This window comes from Parashewanella tropica, assembly GCF_004358445.1.
Lineage (GTDB): Bacteria > Pseudomonadota > Gammaproteobacteria > Enterobacterales > Shewanellaceae > Parashewanella > Parashewanella tropica.
Genome location: NZ_CP037951.1, coordinates 1,277,498 through 1,300,296, shown reverse-complemented (window position 1 = coordinate 1,300,296; position 22,799 = coordinate 1,277,498). Strand labels below are relative to the sequence as shown.

At 40.2% G+C, this 22,799-nt stretch carries 22 protein-coding genes and 1 pseudogene; 13 read left to right on the top strand and 10 right to left on the bottom strand.

Features of this window, described 5'->3' with window-relative positions; all coding sequences use genetic code 11:
- Nucleotides 1–156 precede the first annotated feature (156 nt).
- From E2H97_RS05505 to tal, 3 genes are all read left to right on the top strand, one after another.
- Nucleotides 157–597 carry a YqaA family protein gene (locus tag E2H97_RS05505; RefSeq protein ID WP_133406215.1) on the top strand — a complete coding sequence of 147 codons (441 nt, stop codon included), beginning with the start codon at nucleotides 157–159 and terminating at the stop codon, nucleotides 595–597.
- A gap of 105 nt (nucleotides 598–702) precedes the next feature.
- On the top strand, nucleotides 703–2,139 hold the full coding sequence (locus tag E2H97_RS05500; RefSeq protein ID WP_133406214.1) for an Ig-like domain-containing protein: 1,437 nt from the start codon (nucleotides 703–705) through the stop codon (nucleotides 2,137–2,139).
- Between the two features lie 220 nt (nucleotides 2,140–2,359).
- The gene (tal, locus tag E2H97_RS05495) at nucleotides 2,360–3,316 is read left to right on the top strand and encodes a transaldolase (protein WP_133406213.1); all 957 of its coding nucleotides are present in this window, start codon (nucleotides 2,360–2,362) and stop codon (nucleotides 3,314–3,316) included.
- Here tal and E2H97_RS05490 read toward each other — a convergent pair.
- Nucleotides 3,313–3,510 carry a hypothetical protein gene (locus tag E2H97_RS05490; RefSeq protein ID WP_133406212.1) on the bottom strand — a complete coding sequence of 66 codons (198 nt, stop codon included), beginning with the start codon at nucleotides 3,508–3,510 and terminating at the stop codon, nucleotides 3,313–3,315. The two genes, tal and E2H97_RS05490, sit on opposite strands and share 4 nt — an antisense overlap.
- A 147-nt stretch (nucleotides 3,511–3,657) precedes the next feature.
- On the opposite strand from E2H97_RS05490, the gene pgi reads away from it, so the two are divergent.
- The 5 genes and pseudogenes from pgi to E2H97_RS05465 all read left to right on the top strand — a co-directional run bounded on the left by pgi (nucleotide 3,658) and on the right by E2H97_RS05465 (nucleotide 7,985).
- The gene (pgi, locus tag E2H97_RS05485) at nucleotides 3,658–5,295 is read left to right on the top strand and encodes a glucose-6-phosphate isomerase (RefSeq protein ID WP_133406211.1); all 1,638 of its coding nucleotides are present in this window, start codon (nucleotides 3,658–3,660) and stop codon (nucleotides 5,293–5,295) included.
- Nucleotides 5,296–5,513: 218 nt separating this feature from the next.
- Nucleotides 5,514–5,699 (top strand): DUF3545 family protein, encoded by a 186-nt coding sequence (locus E2H97_RS05480; RefSeq protein ID WP_133406210.1) that lies wholly within the window; start codon nucleotides 5,514–5,516, stop codon nucleotides 5,697–5,699.
- An 87-nt stretch (nucleotides 5,700–5,786) separates the two neighbouring features.
- Nucleotides 5,787–6,269 (top strand): annotated as a pseudogene (locus E2H97_RS05475) (FKBP-type peptidyl-prolyl cis-trans isomerase); the annotation flags it as partial.
- A gap of 136 nt (nucleotides 6,270–6,405) precedes the next feature.
- Nucleotides 6,406–7,467, top strand: a complete 1,062-nt coding sequence (locus E2H97_RS05470; RefSeq protein WP_133406208.1) for a bifunctional transcriptional activator/DNA repair enzyme AdaA — start codon at nucleotides 6,406–6,408, stop codon at nucleotides 7,465–7,467.
- A gap of 62 nt (nucleotides 7,468–7,529) precedes the next feature.
- On the top strand, nucleotides 7,530–7,985 hold the full coding sequence (locus tag E2H97_RS05465; RefSeq protein WP_133406207.1) for a c-type cytochrome: 456 nt from the start codon (nucleotides 7,530–7,532) through the stop codon (nucleotides 7,983–7,985).
- Nucleotides 7,986–8,044: 59 nt separating this feature from the next.
- Here E2H97_RS05465 and E2H97_RS05460 read toward each other — a convergent pair whose 3' ends face one another.
- Nucleotides 8,045–8,725, bottom strand: coding sequence for a cytochrome b/b6 domain-containing protein (locus tag E2H97_RS05460; RefSeq protein ID WP_133408578.1), 681 nt, complete (start codon nucleotides 8,723–8,725; stop codon nucleotides 8,045–8,047).
- A 229-nt stretch (nucleotides 8,726–8,954) separates the two neighbouring features.
- Between E2H97_RS05460 and hpf the strand changes: the two genes are divergently transcribed.
- Nucleotides 8,955–9,317, top strand: a complete 363-nt coding sequence (gene hpf / locus E2H97_RS05455) for a ribosome hibernation-promoting factor, HPF/YfiA family (protein ID WP_133406206.1) — start codon at nucleotides 8,955–8,957, stop codon at nucleotides 9,315–9,317.
- A gap of 144 nt (nucleotides 9,318–9,461) precedes the next feature.
- On the opposite strand, the gene E2H97_RS05450 is transcribed toward hpf, so the two are convergent.
- From E2H97_RS05450 to ffh, 7 genes are all read right to left on the bottom strand, one after another.
- Nucleotides 9,462–12,215, bottom strand: a complete 2,754-nt coding sequence (locus E2H97_RS05450; RefSeq protein WP_133406205.1) for a magnesium and cobalt transport protein CorA — start codon at nucleotides 12,213–12,215, stop codon at nucleotides 9,462–9,464.
- 107 nt (nucleotides 12,216–12,322) lie between these two features.
- On the bottom strand, nucleotides 12,323–13,465 hold the full coding sequence (gene tyrA / locus E2H97_RS05445; protein ID WP_133406204.1) for a bifunctional chorismate mutase/prephenate dehydrogenase: 1,143 nt from the start codon (nucleotides 13,463–13,465) through the stop codon (nucleotides 12,323–12,325).
- 191 nt (nucleotides 13,466–13,656) lie between these two features.
- On the bottom strand, nucleotides 13,657–14,007 hold the full coding sequence (gene rplS / locus E2H97_RS05440) for a 50S ribosomal protein L19 (protein ID WP_133406203.1): 351 nt from the start codon (nucleotides 14,005–14,007) through the stop codon (nucleotides 13,657–13,659).
- Between the two features lie 35 nt (nucleotides 14,008–14,042).
- A complete protein-coding gene (gene trmD, locus E2H97_RS05435; protein ID WP_133406202.1) occupies nucleotides 14,043–14,786 on the bottom strand; it encodes a tRNA (guanosine(37)-N1)-methyltransferase TrmD in 744 nt (247 codons plus the stop codon).
- Between the two features lie 2 nt (nucleotides 14,787–14,788).
- Complete coding sequence (gene rimM / locus E2H97_RS05430; RefSeq protein WP_121837275.1) at nucleotides 14,789–15,319, bottom strand: ribosome maturation factor RimM; 531 nt, start codon at nucleotides 15,317–15,319, stop codon at nucleotides 14,789–14,791.
- Between the two features lie 20 nt (nucleotides 15,320–15,339).
- Nucleotides 15,340–15,591, bottom strand: coding sequence for a 30S ribosomal protein S16 (gene rpsP, locus E2H97_RS05425; RefSeq protein WP_133406201.1), 252 nt, complete (start codon nucleotides 15,589–15,591; stop codon nucleotides 15,340–15,342).
- A 164-nt stretch (nucleotides 15,592–15,755) separates the two neighbouring features.
- Complete coding sequence (gene ffh / locus E2H97_RS05420; protein ID WP_133406200.1) at nucleotides 15,756–17,129, bottom strand: signal recognition particle protein; 1,374 nt, start codon at nucleotides 17,127–17,129, stop codon at nucleotides 15,756–15,758.
- Between the two features lie 319 nt (nucleotides 17,130–17,448).
- Between ffh and E2H97_RS05415 the strand changes: the two genes are divergently transcribed.
- From E2H97_RS05415 to E2H97_RS05405, 3 genes are all read left to right on the top strand, one after another.
- A complete protein-coding gene (locus E2H97_RS05415) occupies nucleotides 17,449–18,237 on the top strand; it encodes a cytochrome C assembly family protein (RefSeq protein WP_133406199.1) in 789 nt (262 codons plus the stop codon).
- Nucleotides 18,238–18,331: 94 nt separating this feature from the next.
- Nucleotides 18,332–19,603 (top strand): HlyC/CorC family transporter, encoded by a 1,272-nt coding sequence (locus tag E2H97_RS05410; protein ID WP_133406198.1) that lies wholly within the window; start codon nucleotides 18,332–18,334, stop codon nucleotides 19,601–19,603.
- A gap of 178 nt (nucleotides 19,604–19,781) precedes the next feature.
- Nucleotides 19,782–20,204 carry a hypothetical protein gene (locus tag E2H97_RS05405; protein ID WP_133406197.1) on the top strand — a complete coding sequence of 141 codons (423 nt, stop codon included), beginning with the start codon at nucleotides 19,782–19,784 and terminating at the stop codon, nucleotides 20,202–20,204.
- Between the two features lie 46 nt (nucleotides 20,205–20,250).
- On the opposite strand, the gene E2H97_RS05400 is transcribed toward E2H97_RS05405, so the two are convergent.
- Nucleotides 20,251–20,778 (bottom strand): Mpo1 family 2-hydroxy fatty acid dioxygenase, encoded by a 528-nt coding sequence (locus E2H97_RS05400; protein ID WP_133406196.1) that lies wholly within the window; start codon nucleotides 20,776–20,778, stop codon nucleotides 20,251–20,253.
- Between the two features lie 166 nt (nucleotides 20,779–20,944).
- Between E2H97_RS05400 and E2H97_RS05395 the strand changes: the two genes are divergently transcribed.
- Nucleotides 20,945–22,777 (top strand): DUF885 domain-containing protein, encoded by a 1,833-nt coding sequence (locus tag E2H97_RS05395; protein ID WP_133406195.1) that lies wholly within the window; start codon nucleotides 20,945–20,947, stop codon nucleotides 22,775–22,777.
- The last annotated feature ends 22 nt before the right edge of the window (nucleotides 22,778–22,799 follow it).

Genomic DNA, 22,799 nt, shown 5'->3' with positions numbered 1-22,799 from the left:
TTTCAACAGTTTAATATCAGCTGAGTATTTGTTTGATTTTTATGCGAGTCACTAATTCTGAGAGCGTTTAATAATAATCGCCAGCAAAACCCGCTCTAAGCACAACATTTATGGTAAGGTGCTACGGTTATTTCATTCGTAACACTATTTATCATAATGGACTTTTTAATTGATTTTGGGTATGTCGGACTTTTTATTGCAGCCTTTCTAGCAGCTACGATATTACCCCTCGGTTCAGAAGTAATTCTGGTTTCACTCTTAATCTCAGGGTTATCACCAATAGCATTAGTCGTTGTATCAAGCGCAGGTAATGTTCTTGGCTCATACACAAATTATCTAATTGGCGCATATCTTTCCCAAGGAAAAGCGCAACGTTGGCTGAAAGTTTCAGATCAAGAACTTGAACAAGCTCAACAGAGATTTAAAAAGTACGGCACCGTCTCATTATGTTTTGCATGGTTACCTGTCATCGGTGATCCGCTGACTTTAATTGCAGGAATATTGCGGGTTAACTTGGTACACTTTTTCTCTCTCGTCACGATAGGAAAAGCAGGTCGTTACGCTGTTTTAGCCTACTTCACCCTTCTCTCGATTTAATTGAAATCCAATATATTTCAACTATAACTCTTATGTGGCTTCAGTTTGATGCCATCGGATTAATCAAAATATGAATCCAAGTACCATAAGGAAGTAGGTGAAGTTATGAAAGGATTTTCTAAATATCTTATATCACTAGCATCTTTGCTTGTGCTCGCTGGTTGTGGCGGGAGTGATAACAAGGATGACCCAGCTCCAGAGCCTCAACCGAAAGTGGTTAAGCTGGTAATCTCAGATCATAAAGATGTATTGAGCAAAGGCACGTCAGACCAATTAGCACTTACTGCGAGTTATGACAACGATACCACACAAGATGTAACATCAGATGCCGATTGGACAAGTAGCAATCCAGATGTTGTGAGTGTATCTGGAACGGGTTTGCTATCAGCGGTTGATAATGGCATTGCAGATATCACAGCATCTCTTTCAGGCGTTACAACTGAAAAAGTGACTATCACAGTAAGCGATGCCTCGCTATCTTCAATCAGTTTAAGTGTTAATAGAAGCGATACTGCGGTGAATGAAAAGTCACAAGTTTCTGCAATGGGTACATTTTCTAATAATACTAAAATCGCACTAGTAAATGGTGTGACATGGAAAAGTAGTGATGATGCTATTTTTACCATTAATAATAGTGGTGAACTAACAGGTGTTGCTGTCGGTACCGCTAATATCACAGCAACGTTTGATGGTGTAACCAGCGATCCTCTATCACACGAAATTGTTGCTGATGAAGCAACCAGTATTTACATATCTAAATCTACTACTTCAATGGAAAAAGGCGAAAACTTCCAGTTTGCTACTAGTGCGAAGTTTAGAGTTCAAGCTGATGAAGTCGTTTCTGTAGAATGGGCTAGTAGTAACATCAATGTTGCTACTGTAAGTAATTCTGGTTTAGTTCAAGCCACTGCCGTTGGTGAAACAAAAATCAGTGCCAGCCGTGATGATTTTAATGCAGAACCCATTACTGTAACCGTTGTTGAGGCTGGTAATGATCTGGTTAGCATTGAAATTACTCCTGACAAAGATGTGAGTAGCCTAAAAGTTGGTGAAAAGGTGACATTTACCGCAGAAGGCACTTATGAGGATGACTCAAAAGCTAATTTAGATGTTAACTCTGTTACGTGGCAAGAGAATACCGAAGGTCAATTCGCTCAATGGGAAACTAACGGCGTTCTTAGAGGTGTAGCCGCAGGCTTTTCAGAGGTTAGAGCTCAATATGATGGAAAATCTAGCGATTTAGTAAAAGTAACTTTTGTTGCTCCGTCTATAGTCGGTATTGATATCGATGATGACACGCCAACGAGTATTTGGAAAGTCGGTGATACCGTTCAATTAAATGTTTTCAGCATCAATAGTAATCAAGATAAGGAAGACATTACAAACTCTACTAACCTAATCTGGGCTTCAGAGAACCCTAATGCAGCCACTGTAACAAATGGTGGATTAGTAGAGTTTCTTGATGCAGGCGATGTAAAAATAACAGTTACTCTTGATAATCATACTGATGACATCACTTTTACTATCAGTCCTAAAGAGTAATCATCGTTAATGGCTAGCCAATATTAACGACCCAAAGCCCTAGCAATCTGTTAGGGCTTTTTATTGTAATTAAATTTACACATTTTTAGTTAACCATTCTCTAAATCGGTCCGTATTTAAACAATCTCAACTATTTTTAGTAATTTAATTTCAAGATGTTGGAATTTACTTTAAAATAGTTTTTAATACTGAAAACTCTTTTTATGTTAAGAAGTATCTCATGACAAACAGCTTAGAACAGCTAAAGCAACACACTACCGTAGTTGCTGATACTGGCGATATCGAAAGTATCAAACGTTACCAACCTGAAGATGCCACCACCAACCCGTCACTTATCTTAAAAGCATCTGAAATTCCACAGTATGCAAATTTAATTGAAGATACCGTTAACTGGGCGAAATCTCAAAGCGAAAATCTTGAACAACAAATTGAAGATGCTGCTGATAAATTGGCAGTAAACATTGGTGTAGAGATTCTTAAATATGTGCCAGGTCGTATGTCGACCGAAGTTGATGCACGCTTATCTTTTGATAAAAAAGCTTCTATCGCAAAAGCGCACAAACTTATAAAGCTATATCAAGATGCTGGTATCGATAAGTCTCGTATCCTTATCAAGCTCGCTTCTACTTGGGAAGGCATCGCTGCAGCTAAGGAACTTGAGCAAGAGGGCATTAATTGTAACCTAACGCTATTGTTTAGCTTTGCTCAAGCTCGAGCTTGTGCTGAAGCTAATGTTTTCCTTATCTCACCATTTGTTGGGCGTATTCTGGATTGGTACAAAAAAGCACACCAAAAAGATTACACGGCACAAGAAGATCCGGGTGTTCAATCCGTTACTGAAATTTATCAGTACTATAAAGAACATGGCTACAACACGATTGTGATGGGAGCAAGCTTCCGTAACACTGGTGAAATCTTAGAGTTGGCAGGGTGTGATCGCCTCACCATTGGCCCTTCACTACTAGAAGAGCTTACAAATTCAGACGTTAAAGTTGAACGTAAGTTAAGTCCGGTTGCCGCTAGTAAAAAAGAAACGTCACAACTTTCAGAAGCAGAGTTCCGCTGGCAGTTTAACCAAGATGCAATGGCGGTTGAAAAGCTGGCAGAAGGCATTAGAAACTTTGCTATAGATCAAGACAAGCTTGAAGTGATGCTTAAATCAAAGCTTCAAGCTTAAGATAATATTAAAATACTCAGGCGACTTAGGTCGCCTGTTTTATATACTCGTGATACCTGAAGATGCAGGATTTCAGCGAGAATTAATTGCCATTTAGGTAAGGCACTTGCCCGTAGTAATAGTTGCCCTATTTCAAGGGTGAGTAACGTAGCATAAATGGCAATTAAACTCGCACTACGTGGGTTTTTCAGCATTGATTATTCTTTGTTGTGAAAGCTTAAATTAGCCCGCTAGTTCTACGCTTTCACGCCTCGAATAATGCAACGCTGAATAAGCCCTGAAAGTTGCATCTTCAAGTATCACGAGTATTGTTAAAGGACTTATTTCAGGAGAAGTGTTACATGTCCAATCTAACCGAATCTTCAGCTTGGCAAGCGCTTTCATCTCATCAGCCAAGCATCAAGCATATGCGTGAGTTATTTAAAGAAGATCCGCAACGTTTTGAAAAAATGTCTTTAAAAAGTTGTGGATTCTTATTCGACTATTCTAAAAACCGCCTCGATGATAAAGCCCTCGAACTTCTTATTGAATTAGCGAACTCAGCTAATTTATCTGCAAAAATCAAAGCTATGTTTGCAGGTGAAGCCATCAACACTACAGAAAACCGAGCGGTACTACACACAGCACTTCGCGCAGACAAGGATGCAGACATTCGGGTCAATGGTGAGAACATTGTTCCTGAAGTTCAGCAAACATTGGCTAAAATGGAGCAATTTGTTACTGACGTTCACCAAGGGACTTGGAAAGGTCACACAGGTAAAACCATCACAGACATTGTTAGCATCGGCATCGGTGGTTCATTCCTTGGCCCTAAAATCGCATCGCAAGCATTACGTCCATTCTGGACTGGTCACCTTAACTGTCACTTCGTTGCTAACGTTGATGCCACTTCAATTGTTGAGAAACTAAAAGGCCTAGATCCTGAAAAGACATTATTTGTCATGTCATCTAAGTCGTTTTCAACTCAAGAGACACTAACCAATACCTTATCAGCAAGAAAATGGTTATTGGATTCTGGCGCTGAACAATCAGCCGTAGCAAAACACTTTGTGGCTATTACTTCAAATGTACCAAAAGCCACTGAGTTTGGTATTGATGCTGAAAACATCTTCCCAATGTGGGACTGGGTTGGTGGCCGCTATTCCATGTGGTCTGCTATCGGTCTACCCGTTGCTTTACTTATTGGTTTTGAAGCATTTAAAGATTTACTAGCTGGCGCAGCTGAAATGGACGAGCATTTTTCCACTCAACCATTAGAGCAAAATATACCAGTATTAATGGGCATGATCTCACTATGGTATAGCAACTTCTACGGTAGCCAATCACAAGTCGTATTAACTTATGATCACTACCTACGTGGCTTACCGGCTTATATCCAACAGCTCGATATGGAAAGTAACGGTAAATCAGTTAATCTTGCTGGTGATGACTTAGATTACACCACTGGCCCAGTAATTTGGGGTGGTGAAGGCACGAATGGCCAGCATGCTTATCATCAGTTGATCCACCAAGGTACGGCATTAATCCCAGCTGACTTTATTATGCCGCTAAACAGCCATAACCCACTTGGCGAACACCACGCTCAGCTAGCTTCAAACTGTTTTGGTCAAACGCAAGCTCTAATGCAAGGCCGTACTTACGAAGAGTCATTAGCTGAATTGGCTAATTCTTCACTCTCTGATGCTGAAAAAGATGTCATTGCAAAACATAAAGTGATGCCGGGCAACCGTCCAAGCAACACGATTTTGATGGACAAGCTTACCCCTAAAACGCTTGGTTCTTTAATTGCACTTTATGAGCACAGAACTTTTGTACAAGGTGCAATTTGGGATATAAACTCATTTGATCAATGGGGTGTAGAACTCGGCAAGGTACTGGGTGTTAATGTGTTGGCAGAATTAAACCCTGCGCACCAATGCAATCAATTTGATGCCTCAACCAATGCTCTAATTAACTGTTTCAACAACAGTAAAATTTAATCAGCACTATTAACTCAATGCCCTAGGGCGCCATCTTGCGCCCTATTCTACTCTCTAAGCATTTATTTACTTGTCATAGCCTTGTCACAATTTTCCTTTAGCTTCTGCATTGTTAAATAAAGAACATTAAGTTTTAACAAAATAGCAATAAAGTATTTGCACTAATTATACAAATCATGGTATTAATTCAGTGTTCGATAAAACAACAGGAGGTTGCTGTGGGACAATTGGATTATGCGAATGTATTGGACAATGTTGTTGAAAGACCAACAAGAACCAAAAGTAGCAGTAAAAAGCGCAAATGGCGTGAAATCGAAACCCTAAAGGACAAACACAAGCTGTTAAAAGAACTCAAAGAAATCGATAATAATTTTCAGCTAGACTATAACGATATCTTAGCTTAGCCCTTTCTAGTACCCCCAAGGAGCGCCCAACTGGCGCTCTTTTTGATTTGTGTTATCATCCTCCGAAAATTCACATTTGGAGCAATTATGAAAATCACCAAAAACAGTGCTGTAACGGTTCACTATCGCCTTTCTGAAAAAGCAGGGGAACTAATTGAAGATTCTTTTGCAGCTGAACCTATGTATTACCTACATGGCGCTAATAATATGATCCCAGCGCTAGAAGCAGCACTTGAAGGCAAAGCCAAAGGCGAGAAGGTTGACGTTGAAGTTGCAGCGAAAGATGCCTATGGCGAACCGCAAGAAGCTCTGATCCAAGAAGTACCACTATCTGCATTTGGTGACGTTGAAGATATCGTTCCGGGTATGCGTTTTATGGCAGAGACCGATGGCGGTCAAGTACCTGTTGTTGTAACTGAAGTTAAAAATGAAAGCATCATTGTTGATGGTAACCACCCACTAACGGGTAAAGACTTAAACTTCCACCTTGAAGTTGTTGACGTACGTGAAGCGACCGAAGAAGAACTCGCTCACGGTCATATCCATGCTCCGGGTGCCAGCTGCGGACATTAATTGCGACTCAAGATCAGCTCAGCAGTAGCTGATCTTTTTCATATCTTGCAAAAAATACTTGTCAATTTTTCGGTTGCTCGTTTTTTTTAGCTCTCCTAAAGTAGGGACATAACTTACTTTAAGCCCTTTCATCATGCACATAACTGATCCCAAAAAGATAAATACATTTTACCAAGCATTATTAGAAAGAGATTCAAGCTATCTTGGTAGTTTTATTGTTGGCGTTAAGACTACCAACATTTTCTGTATAGCGACTTGCCGAGCCAGAAAGCCTAAGTTTGAAAACGTCGAATTTTTTACAGGCATAAAAGACGCGCTCAATGCGGGATATCGACCTTGCAAGGTCTGTAAACCAACAGCTAACAGCCACGAAGCACCTAAAGAAATTCAGCAAGCGATAAAACTGGTACAAGATAATCCCAAACAAAAAATTAAGGATTACCAATTAAGACAACAAGACATCAACCCTGAAAACCTAAGACGCTGGTTTAAAAAACACTATGGGATCACCTTTCAAGCCTATCAACGCATGTTTCGTATCAATACGGCATTTGAAGAACTCCAGCAAGGGAAAACGACAACGGATATCGCACTTGATAGCGGGTATGACTCGTTAAGTGGCTTTGGATATACCTTTAAAAAAGTCATAGGAAAGTCCCCTCAATATTCAAAAGATAAAAAGCTCATTTTGATCTCTCGGTTTGATTCCCCAATTGGCCCTATGTTTATTTGCGCAACCGATAAAGGAGTGTGTTTAGTCGAATTTGTAGATCGAAGAATGCTAGAAACCGAGTTCAAAGACCTACAAAAGCGCCTTAATGCCAACATCATCATAGGTGAAAACCTACATATACAGGTAGCGAAGCAGCAACTACAAGAATATTTCGAGGGAACAAGAACCGACTTCGACCTCAAGCTTGATACTCCTGGCACTGAGTTTCAGCAACAAGTATGGGAGATTCTACAAACCATTCCCTATGGTGACACACGTTCATATCAAGCTCAGGCTGAAGCGATTAACAACCCTAAAGCTGTACGTGCTGTAGCTTCTGCCAACGGTATGAATCGCATAGGTATCATCATTCCTTGCCACAGAGTAATTGGCAAAGATGGTTCATTGACCGGCTACGGCGGAGGCTTAGAACGAAAACGTTGGTTACTTGAGCATGAAAGGAAAAATATAATTTCCATTTAAATGCTCAGGTTATTTGTTTACAATCAAGCGCAAAACCAATAATAACTATCGGAACGTAACTAATGTTTAAGAAACTGATTGTGGCATCTGCATTAACTGCAGCTATGATGACTCCTGCGCTAGCAAACAACTTTAAAAAGCCTGAACACGCTATTGATTACCGTCAATCTTCATTTAGCATGATCGCCTATAATTTCGGTGATATGTCAAAAATGCTAAGAAAGAAAAAACCAATGGATGCGGCAGTATTTAAGCAACGTGCTGCAAACGTTGCTGCACTTGCTAAGCTGCCTTTAGAAGCTTTTATTCCTGGTTCATACAAAGGTAATACTGAAGCTCTAGCAAAAATCGATACTAACAAGGCTGATTTTGAAGGCAAGATGAAAACCTTCATTAAGAACGCTCAGCTACTTTCACAAGCTGCGAACAGCAACGCTAGCACTGGTGAGTTGAAGAAAGCGTTTGGTGCAGTCGCCAAGACCTGTAAAGGTTGCCATGACGCATACAAGAAAGACTAATCATCTTTCTTAGGTAAAAAAAGCGAGCTAAATATGGCTCGCTTTTTTATTGTTCACTTTTAAAGAATCTCGTTTATTAATGGCCAAATCAGATAGTAGCCCATTAATCCTACAATAATCGCTAATATCCCTAATCCCAAAAAGCTTGAGCGAAAACCGAGTACTTTTTCCGGTTGTTGCAACATTTTTTTCTTTCCGTGGAGCATGGCTGGAACAAGGTTTTCACCTTTAAGAGTATGAATAACCACAGCGAGCACATGCAAGACGACTAAACCTAAAATCACATTAAAGGTATTTTTATGGAGCCAAGTTAAAACATCCGAGGCTTCTGAACTGACATAACTGTATAAAGGGCCTTCAGTAAAAATATCATCAGTAGTAAATAGCCCTGTTACCAACTGAAAACTCACAATTAACAAAAGCGCTATTACCATATAGCCACCCACAGGATTATGACCTGCATATTCAGGCGCATTTTTACGTTTCAGTTGGGAGAGATATTTAAGAGTCTTGACTGGGTGCACGATAAACTGACCAAAACGGGCACTGTCGCTACCGATAAGCCCCCAAATAACACGAAAGATCAAGATTGAAGCCAAGCTATAAGCAAAAATTTGATGTAGCTCCATTTCGCCATTTTCACCGCTCCACCATAACAAGCCCATTAATACAACAAGTGACCAGTGGAATAAACGAGTAGGAATATCCCAAACCTTTACTTCAACACTCGCTTTTGACATCATATCTCCAAGGGTAAAACTGATTTCGACTCAACAAATCCTATCAAATATGCGGCTATTTTGTGCCGTATTCAAGCAAATTTTACTTATTTGTAATCAATTTGAGGCTGTTCGAACATTTTTGACCCAAGTAAACCTTTTTCGAAAAAAATTGTGATAAAGATCATATCTTTTAGGCAAACATTTGGTAGTCTGGGTACACGGAAGCAATAACAAGAAGGTTCGAAATATGTTAAAAATTACGAGCAAACACCTTGAAGTCACTCCTAGCATCAGAGAGCGTATCGAAGGCAGATTAGAAAAACTTTCGAGACATGATGTTCCGCTGATAAATCCTCACATTATTATTACCCAAGAAAAACAGCTCTTTAAAATTGAGGCATCAGTAGGTATTCCAAACGGAGAACTCTTTGCTCAAGCAAAAAGTGAAAACTTATATTCCGCCATTACAGCCATGGGACAGAAGCTTCAAAAACAGCTCAATCGAACCCAAGATAAACCAACAGCAAACCGCAGAGATACACCTGAACATATTGAAGAAGCAGTTGTACTCGATGAAGAAGAATTTGAAGATGAAGAGTATGCGGCCTAACAAGGCCGCTTGTAAAACGCTAACATGGAGGAAACGAATTATCATTGTTAATCCGGTTGAGGATCTATCAACATTGAGATGAAGCCAATTCATCAAACCTATGGTAGTAACCAAAAAGATAAATCCTCAACATTTACTCACTCGTTATCGTTTCTGAATTAAGTCTTCGGGTTCAACACCCAATTTAGTCATTTCATCATTTACTTCTCGAATACGTGTTTCTGGTAAAAATTCAGCCATCCTTCCAAAATAAGCACGGTCCTGAATGACCACTTCAGCAATTACTAATGGTGGTAACTGCTCCAAGCAGCTTATTCGTAAAGTCTCGATTTCGATGAATTCAAAAAAGACTTTAAGATTATCGGCCTTGTTTTCAGATGAACAAAACTTTGTTAAACCAGCAACAAAATGCATACTGCTAATTCTTAGGGTTAATTTGGCCAATCTCTCCATCAGGACTTTATCGAATTGAGAATTAACAAAAAGATCAGCGATAGTCTCCTTATTAAGCTCGTGCACTACTCTCATGACCCAATCACCTGAGAATAAAGTAAATAATTCTAATAACGGCCTAGGATAAAGCCCGACAATTTCAGGGACAAGCTCGTCAACGAGATCTGGATACTTCTGCTGTAAACGTTGAACAAGCTCTTTAGCTCTTTCACCACCTAGCCTTCTGATCAGTTCAATCCGACAGCCTTTAAGCTGAACCACAAATTGAGTGAATTGATCATTAGTAACTTTGTCTTCAGGTAAAGCGCTAAGGATCGAGAATAAAGTTAGAGGAGTTGGCTGATTTTGATCTTGCATCGATTTTAATACTATTTCACGCATCACAGGCATAAAGCCCTGAAGAAAGTTCTGGGTATCGTCAAGACTACTAAGCAACTCATGTACCTGAGCAGGTTCAAATTCTGCAAGTAAATAGGTCAAATGCTGATTTTGAGGAACGCTGAAAAATCGTTGTAGCTCTGTTGTATCTTCATCTTTTCGCCAGACCTTTAATGCAAACTGACTGGCACGTGTATAACTGATTTCTTCAGGAAGGTTTTGAAAATCTTGTAATGTAAGCGCTGATAACCATGCTTGATATCTTAGCTTTAGATGTATTTCTTCAGCTAAAAATTGATAATGTCTATCATCCAAACACAGTACCACTTGTAAAAAAAGAGTTAGAGGTTGAGTCAGCAACCTTTGACACATTGAAATAAATGTCTTATGACTTCCTTCTGAAATAGACAAACTATTTAGCATAACGGCTATTGTGGTTGGAGAGTCAGCATAATCAGCAATTGATTCAGAACTTGACCTATTAAAAGCTACAACAGCAGCTGATACATCTCTCTGCTCAATATCATCCTTTGGCTCAGCTTCTAATCCAGTTCTAACTTGAGCGTCACAAGTAACATTTACTGGCGTTTGCTTTTTAAGTAATGGCCCTAATATATCAGCTGTTAAGTATCTAAGGACATAGTCTATATTATCTAGCAAAGCCATCTTTTTTTCGAAAGGAATAGCATCTTGCTTGTACAACAGTTCAACCTCACAACGTTTATCTTTTAGAACTTGGCACCATGCATTACAAGATTTTTTGTCAAAATTGACAAAGACAGAAGCCATAATTTGCGAGAAGGATTGGAACATAGACATATAAGCAACCGAATCAGGGGTTAACAAAGACCCCCATTTTTTCTGTTTATCCCTACCAACAGCACTCATCATTGAAATAAATCTGTCTGGATAAGTGACAGCGAATTCATTTATTTTTTGAGCTAATTGTTCTGGGTGTTGACGTTCTATTTCTTTGAACCATTCTCCCCGCTTAACTTCATTCATATATGCAAAACACATAGTGTGTACTTCTGGTTTCACGACCAGTACTAAAGCCATAAAACGTTGCTTAGCATGAGTTTGCTTTCTAGGGTTGATTTCTTGTAATTTTAACGTTGAATAAAGTAAAACGTATGGCGTAACCTCATCGACAGATTCTTCCGTATCATCTGCCTTCAAAACCCCTTTATCATCTTCTTCCGATTGTAATTCATATAGTGCATCTGCGGCTTGTTCAACAGGCAGTAATGCCAATATAACCTGAGCTTTATCAAGGGGTAAGTCTGATAATAAGTGAGCGATCAACATTGTTGGCCAATGCTTAACTGCGGCGAGACATTTGGGGCTTAATTGTTCAAAAAAGCTCACATCAAAGTAGGGATTAACTTGCCCGTCTACTGGTGTATCTGTCACTGAAGTTGCAATTTTAGCTTGTAGTACAAGCTGTTGTTCTTCTTCGCCAATTTTTTCTAAATGCCTTATAAGATCACTTTGACGAATCGAAGATACAAACCTGAGGTCACTGACACCGCTAGCACATCCTTGCAGCAAAGTTTTAAAGCATCCTTCTTTAGCCAAAATAGCTGAAAATAAATCTTGAGTGATATAAGGATCGCGAGAAGAAAGATCATTTAATAATTGAATAATTTTTTTGTTCGGTATTACCTCGTTATCCGATGCAATTTGTTGCAACAGATAAATTATTAAGGCTTCACGCTTTGCGGTCGAACATTGTAAGAAAAAAGTTAAAAGCGATTGACGGTTACAACAACAGATAGTTTTAGCCGTCACGTTTTCTGGTGTGCTATCGGCTGTTAACACTGTATTACGGTATTGAAGTGCGTACCTTTCAGATTCTGAACGAGGAAATTCTGTATTTACTTGAACAAGGCCTTTAAACCAGTGTACATAGAAAGCTTGTAATTCTTGAGTATCAATGTTTACAGCAACCTGATAAGCATTTCTATGCCCCAATAATCCACTAGTTTCAAATCTAGCTGGGGTAAATTCGATGTTTTGATAATCTTGCTCTTTAACAGTAAATAAATATTCTGCCGATAAAAACATAAATGCCGATCCTCAACCTAGTAGAGCGAATTTATTTTCAGGCTGAAAAGTAATTCGATTTCCTACACTAATATATTGTTTTATCGGCAAAACATTATGAAAGCAAATTAGCGTTTGTTAATCATATCCGCAGCCGATTGGAGTAATACTCGGCTTTCTTGTTGAAATTGCTGGGCAAAGTCACCTAGATATTCAGAAACTTCAATAAACTTATTTATGAAAGTTTGTCTATCATCTGTTTCTAGCATTGCCAGTGATGATTGGTAACTCTTCGAGTAAGCTTTTATCTTGTCTAAACTCTGTTTTTGAGCATAAATGATATCGGCGTACAGTTTAGGGTTTTGAGCAAATAAACGCCCCACCATAGCCAGTTCTAAACGGTAAATCGGCGAGCTGTACTGTAAGAGCTTTTCAACATCCGCTTCTGATTCGAATAATGCTAAGCCATACACAAAAGTCGAAAAGTGGCGTAACGCTTGGACGGTTTGCATTGCATCATCATGCTCTTCAGCACAGCTTTCAACTAAGTTTGCTCCCCAAATTTCCATTTGCTGGATCAACCATTGATACTTCTCTTGATCACGACCATGACACACAATAATGATTTGCTTTGCCATGCTACTTACGTCACCACCAAACATAGGGTGAAACCCGACTACTGGACCAGCGTGTGCTTCCATCATGGCTTGTAATGGTTCTGACTTTATCGAAGTAAGATCGGCAAGAATACAGTCTTTAGGTAAATTGGTTAACTGAGTACGGATCACCTCACAAGTAGCTGAAATAGGTACGGTAACAATAACTAAGCCTACACCATCAAATAAGCTCTCAGCTCGATGCCAATCGCCTTCATCTAAGCTATAAACTTGGTATCCAGAAAGCGATAACGCTTTGTGGAACAGTTGTCCCATTTGTCCCTTTCCACCCACAATGACCACATGACCACAATTGGGATTAAGTTGCTTAAATCCTTCCTTATTTTCACTTTGGTATGACTCTCTCATTAAACGACGAAGTACATCTTCAATCAACTGAGGTGAAACGCCTTTTTCTTCTGCTTCAGCCCGGCGTTTGGATAACATCGCTGCTTCGCGATAGGGAGCATAAATCGGTAAACCCGCATCATGCTTTACCTTGCCCACTTCTTTTACCAAATCTAAACGCTGTGAAAGTAAATCGAGTAATTGCTGATCCACATTATCGATTTTATCTCTCAAAGCTTCTAAGGCAGCGGTCGTTTTTTCAGTCATAGTAGAATTGTTTTAATAAAAATATATAGGTAAGAATTATGGATGTGAAACGCTTTACAAACAACATGTCAGTCTATTTTTTTTATTAAGTCCATCTATTTTATTGATTGCAAAAAGCAACAAAAAACCGCCTCAGTGGGCGGTTTTCTGTGCGAACACTACGTCTTTGTTTACTATGACTTAAGTAGTAATTACTTAGCCAACTTTTCGCGGATACGTGCAGACTTACCTGAACGCTCACGTAGATAGTAAAGCTTAGCGCGACGAACGCGACCACGACGTTTAACTTCAATCTTAGCTACTGCTGGGCTGTGCGTTTGGAAAGCACGCTCAACACCTTCACCGTTAGAAATTTTACGAACAGTGAATGCAGAGTGCAAACCACGGTTACGTTTAGCGATAACAACACCTTCGAACGCCTGTAGACGCTCTTTGTTGCCTTCTTTAACACGTACTGAAACGATAACAGTGTCACCTGCACCGAACTCAGGTACGTCAGTTTTCATTTGCTCATCGTTGAGCATTTTAATGATATTGTTCATTTATTACTCCGTCCTAGTATTAACTGAAGCCTAGGCTATTTGTTTTCTGTCTTACTCGTTACTTCAGACAAAAGCGCCATTTGATGGTCAGTCAGAGCTAGTTTTTCAAATAGTTCTGGTCGTCTTTGTAAAGTTCTTAACAAACTTTGCTGATGACGCCAGCGTTCAATATTTTTGTGGTTGCCACTTAGCAAAACTTTTGGGACACCAACACCATCCAAGGTTTCAGGTCGCGTATAGTGAGGACAATCCAGTAATCCGTCAGAGAACGAGTCTTGCTCGGCTGAGGCTTGCTTTCCTAGTACACCAGGAACCAATCTCGATACTGAATCAATCAAAGTCATCGCTGGTAATTCACCGCCCGAAAGCACATAATCACCAATTGACCACTCTTCATCCACTTCTTGCTGAATAATGCGTTCATCAATACCCTCGTACCGACCACACACTAAAATCAGCTTTTGATTTTCTGCCAATTCCTCAACCCCATTTTGGGTGAGCTTGCGCCCTTGAGGGGACAGATAGATCACTTTCGCGCCTTCACCCGCAGCGGCTTTAGCTGCATGAATGGCATCTCTTAAAGGTTGCACCATCATTAACATCCCCGGGCCACCACCAAAAGGTCGGTCATCCACAGTGCGATGTTTATCATGGGTGAAATCACGAGGATTCCACAATTGCACCTCTAATAAGCCGCTTTTAACGGCTCGTCCAGTAACTCCGAAGTCTGTAACCGCGCGAAACATCTCTGGAAACAGAGTGATGATCCCTAGCCACATGCTTAGAAGTCCGGCTCCCAATCCACTAAAATTTGTTTCTCAGGCAATTTCACCTCAAGGATGAATTGCTCTGTGACAAAAGGAATCAAACGTTCCTTTTTGCCAAACGCATCTTTGATATTGGCTTTCACCATAAGTACATCGTTGGAACCAGTTTCAAGTAACTGCTCAACTTTGCCCATGTTGTAGCCTTTGGTATTAATTACTTCGCAACCTATTAGATCTTTCCAATAGAACTCGCCTTCCGGCAATTGTTGCATTTCATCTGGCATCACCCCAATTTCACAATGAGTGAGTAATTGAGCTTGCTCACGGTTTTCAATTCCTTCTATTGAAGCAATCACCGCTTTGCCTTGCTGGCGCCAGTCAGTAACCTTTACCTCTCGCCATTGACCGTTTTCTTTAAGCAGCCAAGGTGAGTAATCAAAAATACCTTTAACAGAGTCGGTATAAGCCGTGATTTTCATCCAACCCTTAACGCCATGACTGGCGCCAATTTTACCAAGTACAACTGGTTGTTGGTTACTGCTCATCAATTTATACCTTAACGCTATTAAGCAGCTGCTTTACGAGCGTCTTTGATCAGTTTTGCAACACGATCGCTTAGTTGAGCACCAGTACCAACCCAGTGTTCAACACGGTCTAGATCTACACGTAGAGTCTCTTCTTGACCTTTAGCTAAAGGGTTGAAGAAACCTAAACGTTCGATGAAACGACCGTCACGAGCGTTACGGCTGTCCGTAACTACGATGTTGTAAAATGGACGCTTCTTAGCGCCACCACGAGCTAAACGAATGGTAACCATGCGTTATAAATCCTCTAACGATTTACCTTTCGGTAAAAAATAAAACTGGAACCCTGTGTTCGCATAGAGTTCCAGAAAAGAAAGCCGCAAAATTTTACCTGACTTTTAAAAAAAGGCAACTAAATTGGTTAAATTTTGCAGTGAATGATCATTTATGTGTGATCTTATCTACCCGGCATCTTCATGCCTGGCGGCATCATACCTTGCATACCACGCATCATTTTCGCCATGCCGCCTTTTGATGACATCTTCTTCATCATCTTTTGCATTTGAGTAAATTGCTTAAGCAGTTTGTTGACGTCTTGAATTTGAGTTCCCGAACCAGCGGCAATACGGCGCTTTCGTGAACCTTTAATTAAATCAGGGCGAGCACGTTCTGCTTTGGTCATCGAATTGATGATGGCTTCCATTTGATTCGTCAGCTTACCATCTTGAACTTGCGCTAACGCTTCTGGCGGTAGTTGCCCAACGCCCGGCAGCTTTTCAATCATGTTCATCATGCCGCCCATATTCTTCATTTGCGCTAATTGTTCACGGAAGTCTTCAAGGTCGAATTTACCACCTTTCTTCACTTTCGAAGCCAGCTTCATGGCTTTTTCTTTATCTACGCCACGCTCAATCTCTTCAACGAGAGAAAGCACATCGCCCATACCAAGAATACGAGAAGCCACACGATCTGGGTGGAATGGCTCAAGAGCATCAGTTTTTTCACCCACACCCAAGAACTTAATTGGCTTACCGGTAATGTGACGAATCGAAAGTGCGGCACCACCACGCGCATCACCATCAACCTTAGTTAATACAACACCGGTCAGCGGCAGTGCTTCATTAAAGGCTTTAGCGGTATTCGCCGCATCTTGACCAGTCATTGCATCAACCGTAAATAAGGTTTCTACAGGATTGATACTGGCGTGCAGCTCTTTAATTTCATCCATCATGGCGTCATCTACGTGAAGACGACCTGCGGTATCCACAATAACCACATCAATGAACTTTAATTTGGCGTGAGCAATTGCGGCATTGGCGATGTCAATTGGCTTTTGGCTGATGTCAGATGGGAAAAACTGTACATCAACTTCATTAGCAAGGGTTTCAAGCTGTTTAATAGCCGCTGGACGGTATACGTCAGCACTTACGACCAATACTGATTTCTTATGGCGCTCTTTTAATAGTTTAGAAAGCTTGGCTACCGAAGTGGTTTTACCCGCACCTTGTAAGCCCGCCATCATCACAACTGCTGGCGGCTGAGCTGATAAATCTAATGCTTCGTTAGACTCACCCATGGCCTTTTCAAGCTCACCTTGAACGATTTTAACGAAAACTTGACCTGGGGTAAGGCTCTTAGCAACTTCTTGACCTACCGCACGCTCTTTTACACTTTTTACAAACTCGCGAACTACTGGCAAAGCAACATCGGCTTCTAATAAAGCCATACGTACTTCACGTAGTGTTTCTTTAATATTGTCTTCTGTCAGACGACCACGGCCGCTGATATTCTTCAAGGTACGGGACAGTCTGTCACTAAGATTCTCAAACATATCTTGAGCTTTACCTATAATCCATCTAAAAAATTGGGGCTATTATACTCAATAGAATAGAAATAAGGACATGCTTAGTGAAAGATTTTTGATTTATGAGCGATCAAAAAGTGGTAAGGATTCTCATTTCTATCTAGAAATAGAAAATTAAACTCGCTCTTATCGTAAAAAACAGTTAAATTTTACCGTATCAATCAAAACCTAAAATCTGCCATAAGTCTCTCTGTTTTTCGATGATATTTTTTCTAAGAGAGTGAGTAATGAAGCCGATGAATACATTTTAGGTTAGGGACATCAATTCAGGACGGGTTATTCGCTAATGGTTATTTTTTCTGCAGCCGCTATTTTCTTCTATTGCTGGGCTTTTTATTTAGTTACTAGTCGGTTATTTCATACCGATGGTCCAAATCGCAAATTAGTGGTTTTGGTTGCAGCATTTGCGGTGTCATTGCATGGTGCTGCGCTAAGCGAAGCCATCATTACCGCAGAAGGTCAAAATTTTAGTCTAACCAATGTCATATCCTTGGTTAACTGGATCATCGCTCTTGCTTTCACAATCGTATTGATCAGAATTAAAGTCATTGTCGTTGTCCCTGTTATTTATGCCTTTTCTATTATATCAGTGGCATTGCTTTGGTTAGTACCGCCTGAGTACATCTATCACTTTGAGCAATACCCTGAAGTCCTTGCCCACGTCATTTTATCATTAATGGCATATAGCACCTTAATGATTGCCGCGTTATACGCTATTCAACTTGCCGTTATCCAACATAAGCTCAAAAGCAAACAACTGATCATGAGTCCTGCTATTCCTCCATTAATGACTGTCGAGAAGCAGCTTTATCACTTAGTGGTTATCGGCGTTATTTTACTGAGTTTGGCTTTAGCTACTGGTTTTATCTTCTTAGATGATATGTTCGCAGAGGGTAAAGGTCATAAGGCTGTGCTATCGATAATCGCATGGTTTGTTTATATCGCGATGCTTTGGCAGCAATATCAAATTGGGGTAAAAGTAAAAACCGCCGTGATTTATACGCTTACAGGTGCAACCCTGTTATCGGCTGGTTACTTTGGCGCGAGAATTGTCAAAGAGCTGATACTTTCGTAAAATTGTTGACACTGAGGCTATTTAACACAATGATAGCCTCTCAGCCCAATACATAAGGGCTGACTTTAAGTTTAATCACCTAACGGAGCCCTTTTTGGACGCTATCTCAACCGGAACCCTTCTGGTTACCTTAATAATCCTTATCATGTGTTCGGCTTATTTCTCAAGCTCAGAAACCGCCCTGATGACCCTTAACCGTTACCGCCTTCGTCACTTAGCTGACAGTGGCAACCGTGGAGCACAACAAGCCGCAAAACTTTTAGAAAAGCCTGATCGCTTGATTGGTCTAATTCTTATTGGTAACAATATTGTAAATATCATTGCCCCTGTTATCGCCGCAGAAATTGGGCATCGTATGTCAGGTGACTTAGGTGTCGCCGTCGCAACAGGTATTCTTACATTAGTTATTTTGGTTTTTGCAGAAGTGACACCAAAAACACTTGCTGCACTTCATCCAGAAAAAGTGGCTTTTCCATCCAGCTATATTTTAAGAGTTCTCGCTGTGGTTATGCGGCCATTGGTTTATGGACTTAATCTGATCACCATGTTCTTCTTGCGCTCATTAGGCACAGATAAAGAAACATCAGCCAATGCCCTAACCCAAGAAGAATTAAGAACCGTAGTGAATGAAGCCGGCGCACTTATTCCGCAACGCCACCAAGATATGCTGCTGTCGATTTTAGATTTAGAAAAAATGACAGTTCAAGATGTGATGGTACCTCGTTCAGATATTTATGCCATCAACATGAATGACGACTTTAAACTCATCAATAAACAGGTGATTCAAAGCCCTCATACTCGTGTCCTTGTTTACCGGGATAATGTTGATGATGCTGTAGGCTTTATCCATCTACGTGATGCGCTTCGTCTGCAATCAAAGCAACAATTCAGTAAATCTTCGTTACTTCGAGCGGTGAAAGAGTTGTACTTCATCCCAGAAGGCACGCCACTCAACACTCAACTTGCTAATTTCCAGCAAAATAAAGAGCGCGTAGGCATAGTGGTAGACGAATATGGTGATATTCAAGGTCTTGTTACAGTAGATGATATTCTTGAAGAAATCGTTGGTGACTTTACCACTTCAATGCTACCAGCACCCAGTGAAGAAATCATTCCTCAGCAAGACGGCAGTTACTTAATTGACGCTGGCATTAACGTCCGTGATCTTAATAAGGAAATGAAGTGGGATATGCCAATTGATGGACCTAAGACGTTGAATGGATTGATTTTAGAATACCTTGAAGATATTCCTACCGAACGAACCAGTTTGCGTCTTGCAGGATATCCTGTAGAAGTGATTGAAGTGGCTGATAATATGATTAAAACAGTTAGAGTCATGCCACAATTTTATAAGCAAAGTCAGTAAATTGTATTGGGCTAAGCTGCACTTAGCCCGCTTTTCCCTTTCGATATCAATTCCTAAACACCTTTCATTTCGCACACTATCTCGCAATTTGATAAACAACAATTAATTTAGAATTCAGGACATTACGGTTAAGCATCCTCCATACTTTAAGGGTCACTTTCAAATATGGAAATTTACTATGTTAACAGCTTTTACAGTCGGTACAGTGGTGCCAAGTTCAGCGTCTACCCAACAAAAACAACAATCAGGTACTCATAAGCGATCAAGTTCAGAGCAATCTGTTAGTGTTCAAGCAAAAAATCGTGAGTATCAAATTCGTAAAGGGTACGCTAGGGATGAACTCCCAACTCCAAAACCAGGTTCACTAAATGCATTTTGGAAAAGTGATACATATGAGGCAAAGGTAAGCCGTAAAGATAAAGACCTTGCTGAAAAAGTTACAAAACTACCTATGGTTGTCGAACTGAAAGAAGGCGTTTCTCCCATAGAGGAATACCTAGAGCAGACAGCAGAAGAAACTACGCTATTAGCAAAAGAAACTTTAGCAGAAAAAGCGTTAGCAAAAGAATTGGCTTTAAGAGAAGCATTGGCTTTCACTTAAGAATATGCATAATTGAGTTTATGCATATTCTATGAGTTTCTTGCCTTTATCCTTGTACCTTAAGTGCATCTAATTTCATGCGCTTTTCTATCGCTTGCTCTACCACCTCTTGATTCAATTCCTTCAGCCAGCCAACGGAAAAGTAAATCTCTGCAACAAGAAATAAAGGACCGATAAAAAGCTGGCTAAGATCATCAATAAACGCTGGTTTCATCCCTTCAAACTTATGACCTAAAAACTGTAAAATCCAACCAATAACAAAAACCACTAACGCCACCCAACCACTTTCATTAATGACTGAGATACTATTTGCCAGCCAAAGCAGAGGGCCAAACAACACCAACATCCCTATAGCTAACTTTACATTGAGGTAAAAATAATAAGCCATCACTACTATAGCCAAAATCATGGCCGCAGAAATTTCATATCCCGCACCAAGAGAAAATCTAAAGAAACTTAACCAAACCATGATTGACCATATAATGGTGGGAATACCAATAAAATGAGTGATGATATTATTGGTATTTAAGTGAACGCTTTTATAATTAGAAAGATGTTGTTCAATCGTTTTCATCGCTACTCACTCCTTAGAATAGTTCTACCAATCTAATTCAACCTCCTACCTTGGTCAAGATTCGACCACTGAATCACAATTGAAACATTTGCTAACACTCGCAACTGTTATTGAATTTATAACTTGATTAAAATCACACTTTTCGTAACTTACTTTGGTTTTTGTCATGTCTATAAAAACATCATTAAGTGCTGTAGCTGTGTCTCTTTCACTTCTACTCACAGGCTGTAACACAACTCCTGCTCCTGAATCAGCGGCAAGCGTTGTAACAAAACAATCTGAATCAGAAAAAGCCAATAAACTGTTTGACGACATGTTTATGGAATCCGTCATGGCTAGTCCAGTTGGCCAAACTTATTTAGGTATCAAAAAAGACTACGATAAGTGGGACGATTTAAGTGACAAATCATACGCTGAAGATCTGGCTCGCACGAAACGTAATCTAAAAAAACTTGATAACATTGATTACGCAAAGCTGGATACCCAAACCAAACTGAGCTATGACTTGCTTAAGCAAAGCTTAGAACAAGACATCGCAGACTATCAGTGGCGTTATCACACCTACCCAGTGAACCAAATGTACGGTGTTCACTCTACAACTCCATCATTCTTAATCAATCAACACCGTATTGATAATGTTGATGATGCAAATGCCTACATCAGCCGCTTAAACGGCGTTAAAGCGCGTTTCGAGCAATTAGAAGACGCACTGACTATCCGTGCTGACAAAGGTATTATTGCCCCTAAGTTCGTGTTCAACTACGTGATTTCTGACAGCAAAAACATCATTAAAGGCGCGCCTTTCACTAAAGGTGAAGACAGCGTACTGTTGGCTGACTTTAAACGTAAAGTGAACAAGCTCGAAATCAGCCAAGCAGAAAAAGACCAGCTTATTGGCAATGCTAAAAAAGCACTGATTAACAGTATTGGTCCAGCTTATAAGCAATTCATTGCATACGCGAAGAACCTACAAGCAAAAGCGGACACTCGTGACGGTGCGTGGAAACTACCAAACGGTGAGACCTTCTACAACAACGCTCTTGCTCGTACTACAACGACTGATATGACAGCTGAGCAAATCCACAAGCTTGGTCTAAAAGAAGTCGCTCGTATTCATAACGAAATGCGCGCCATTATGAAGAAAGTAGGTTTTAAAGGCTCATTGCAAGAATTCTTCAAGTTCATGCGTGATGATGAGCAGTTCTATTACCCAGACACCAAAGAAGGTCGCCAAGCTTACTTAAAAGAAGCAACGGCAATGATTGACAACATGCAGTCTCGCTTAGATGAAGTGTTCAAAATCAAACCTAAAGCACCTTTGATCGTTCAGCGTGTAGAAGCTTTCCGTGAAAAATCAGCGGGTAAAGCTTTCTACCAGCAACCTGCGCCGGACGGCTCTCGCCCAGGTATGTACTACGCAAACTTATACGATATGAAGGCAATGCCTAAGTATCAAATGGAAGCTTTGGCTTACCATGAAGGTCTACCGGGTCACCACATGCAGATTGCCATTTCTCAAGAGCTAGAAGGCATTCCAAAATTCCGTAAATATGGTCGCTATACTGCTTATGTAGAAGGCTGGGGACTTTATACTGAATACTTCCCTAAAGAAATGGGCTTATACAAAGATCCATATTCTGATTTCGGTCGTTTAGCTATGGAACTATGGCGTGCATGTCGCTTAGTGGTTGATACTGGTATTCACGAGAAGAAGTGGACTCGTGAACAAGGCATTAAGTATTACACAGACAACACACCAAACGCAGTATCTGATGCAGTTAAAATGGTTGAACGTCACATCGTAATGCCTTCACAAGCAACGGCTTACAAGATTGGTATGATCAAAATCCAACAGCTACGAGCCAAAGCTGAAAAGCAAATGGGTGATAAGTTTGATATCCGTGACTTCCACACTCTAATTCTGAAAAATGGCCCATTACCATTAGACGTACTAGAGCAAAAAGTAGATAACTGGATTGCAAACCCACAAAGCATGTAAATCATTTCTATATGCGAATAAA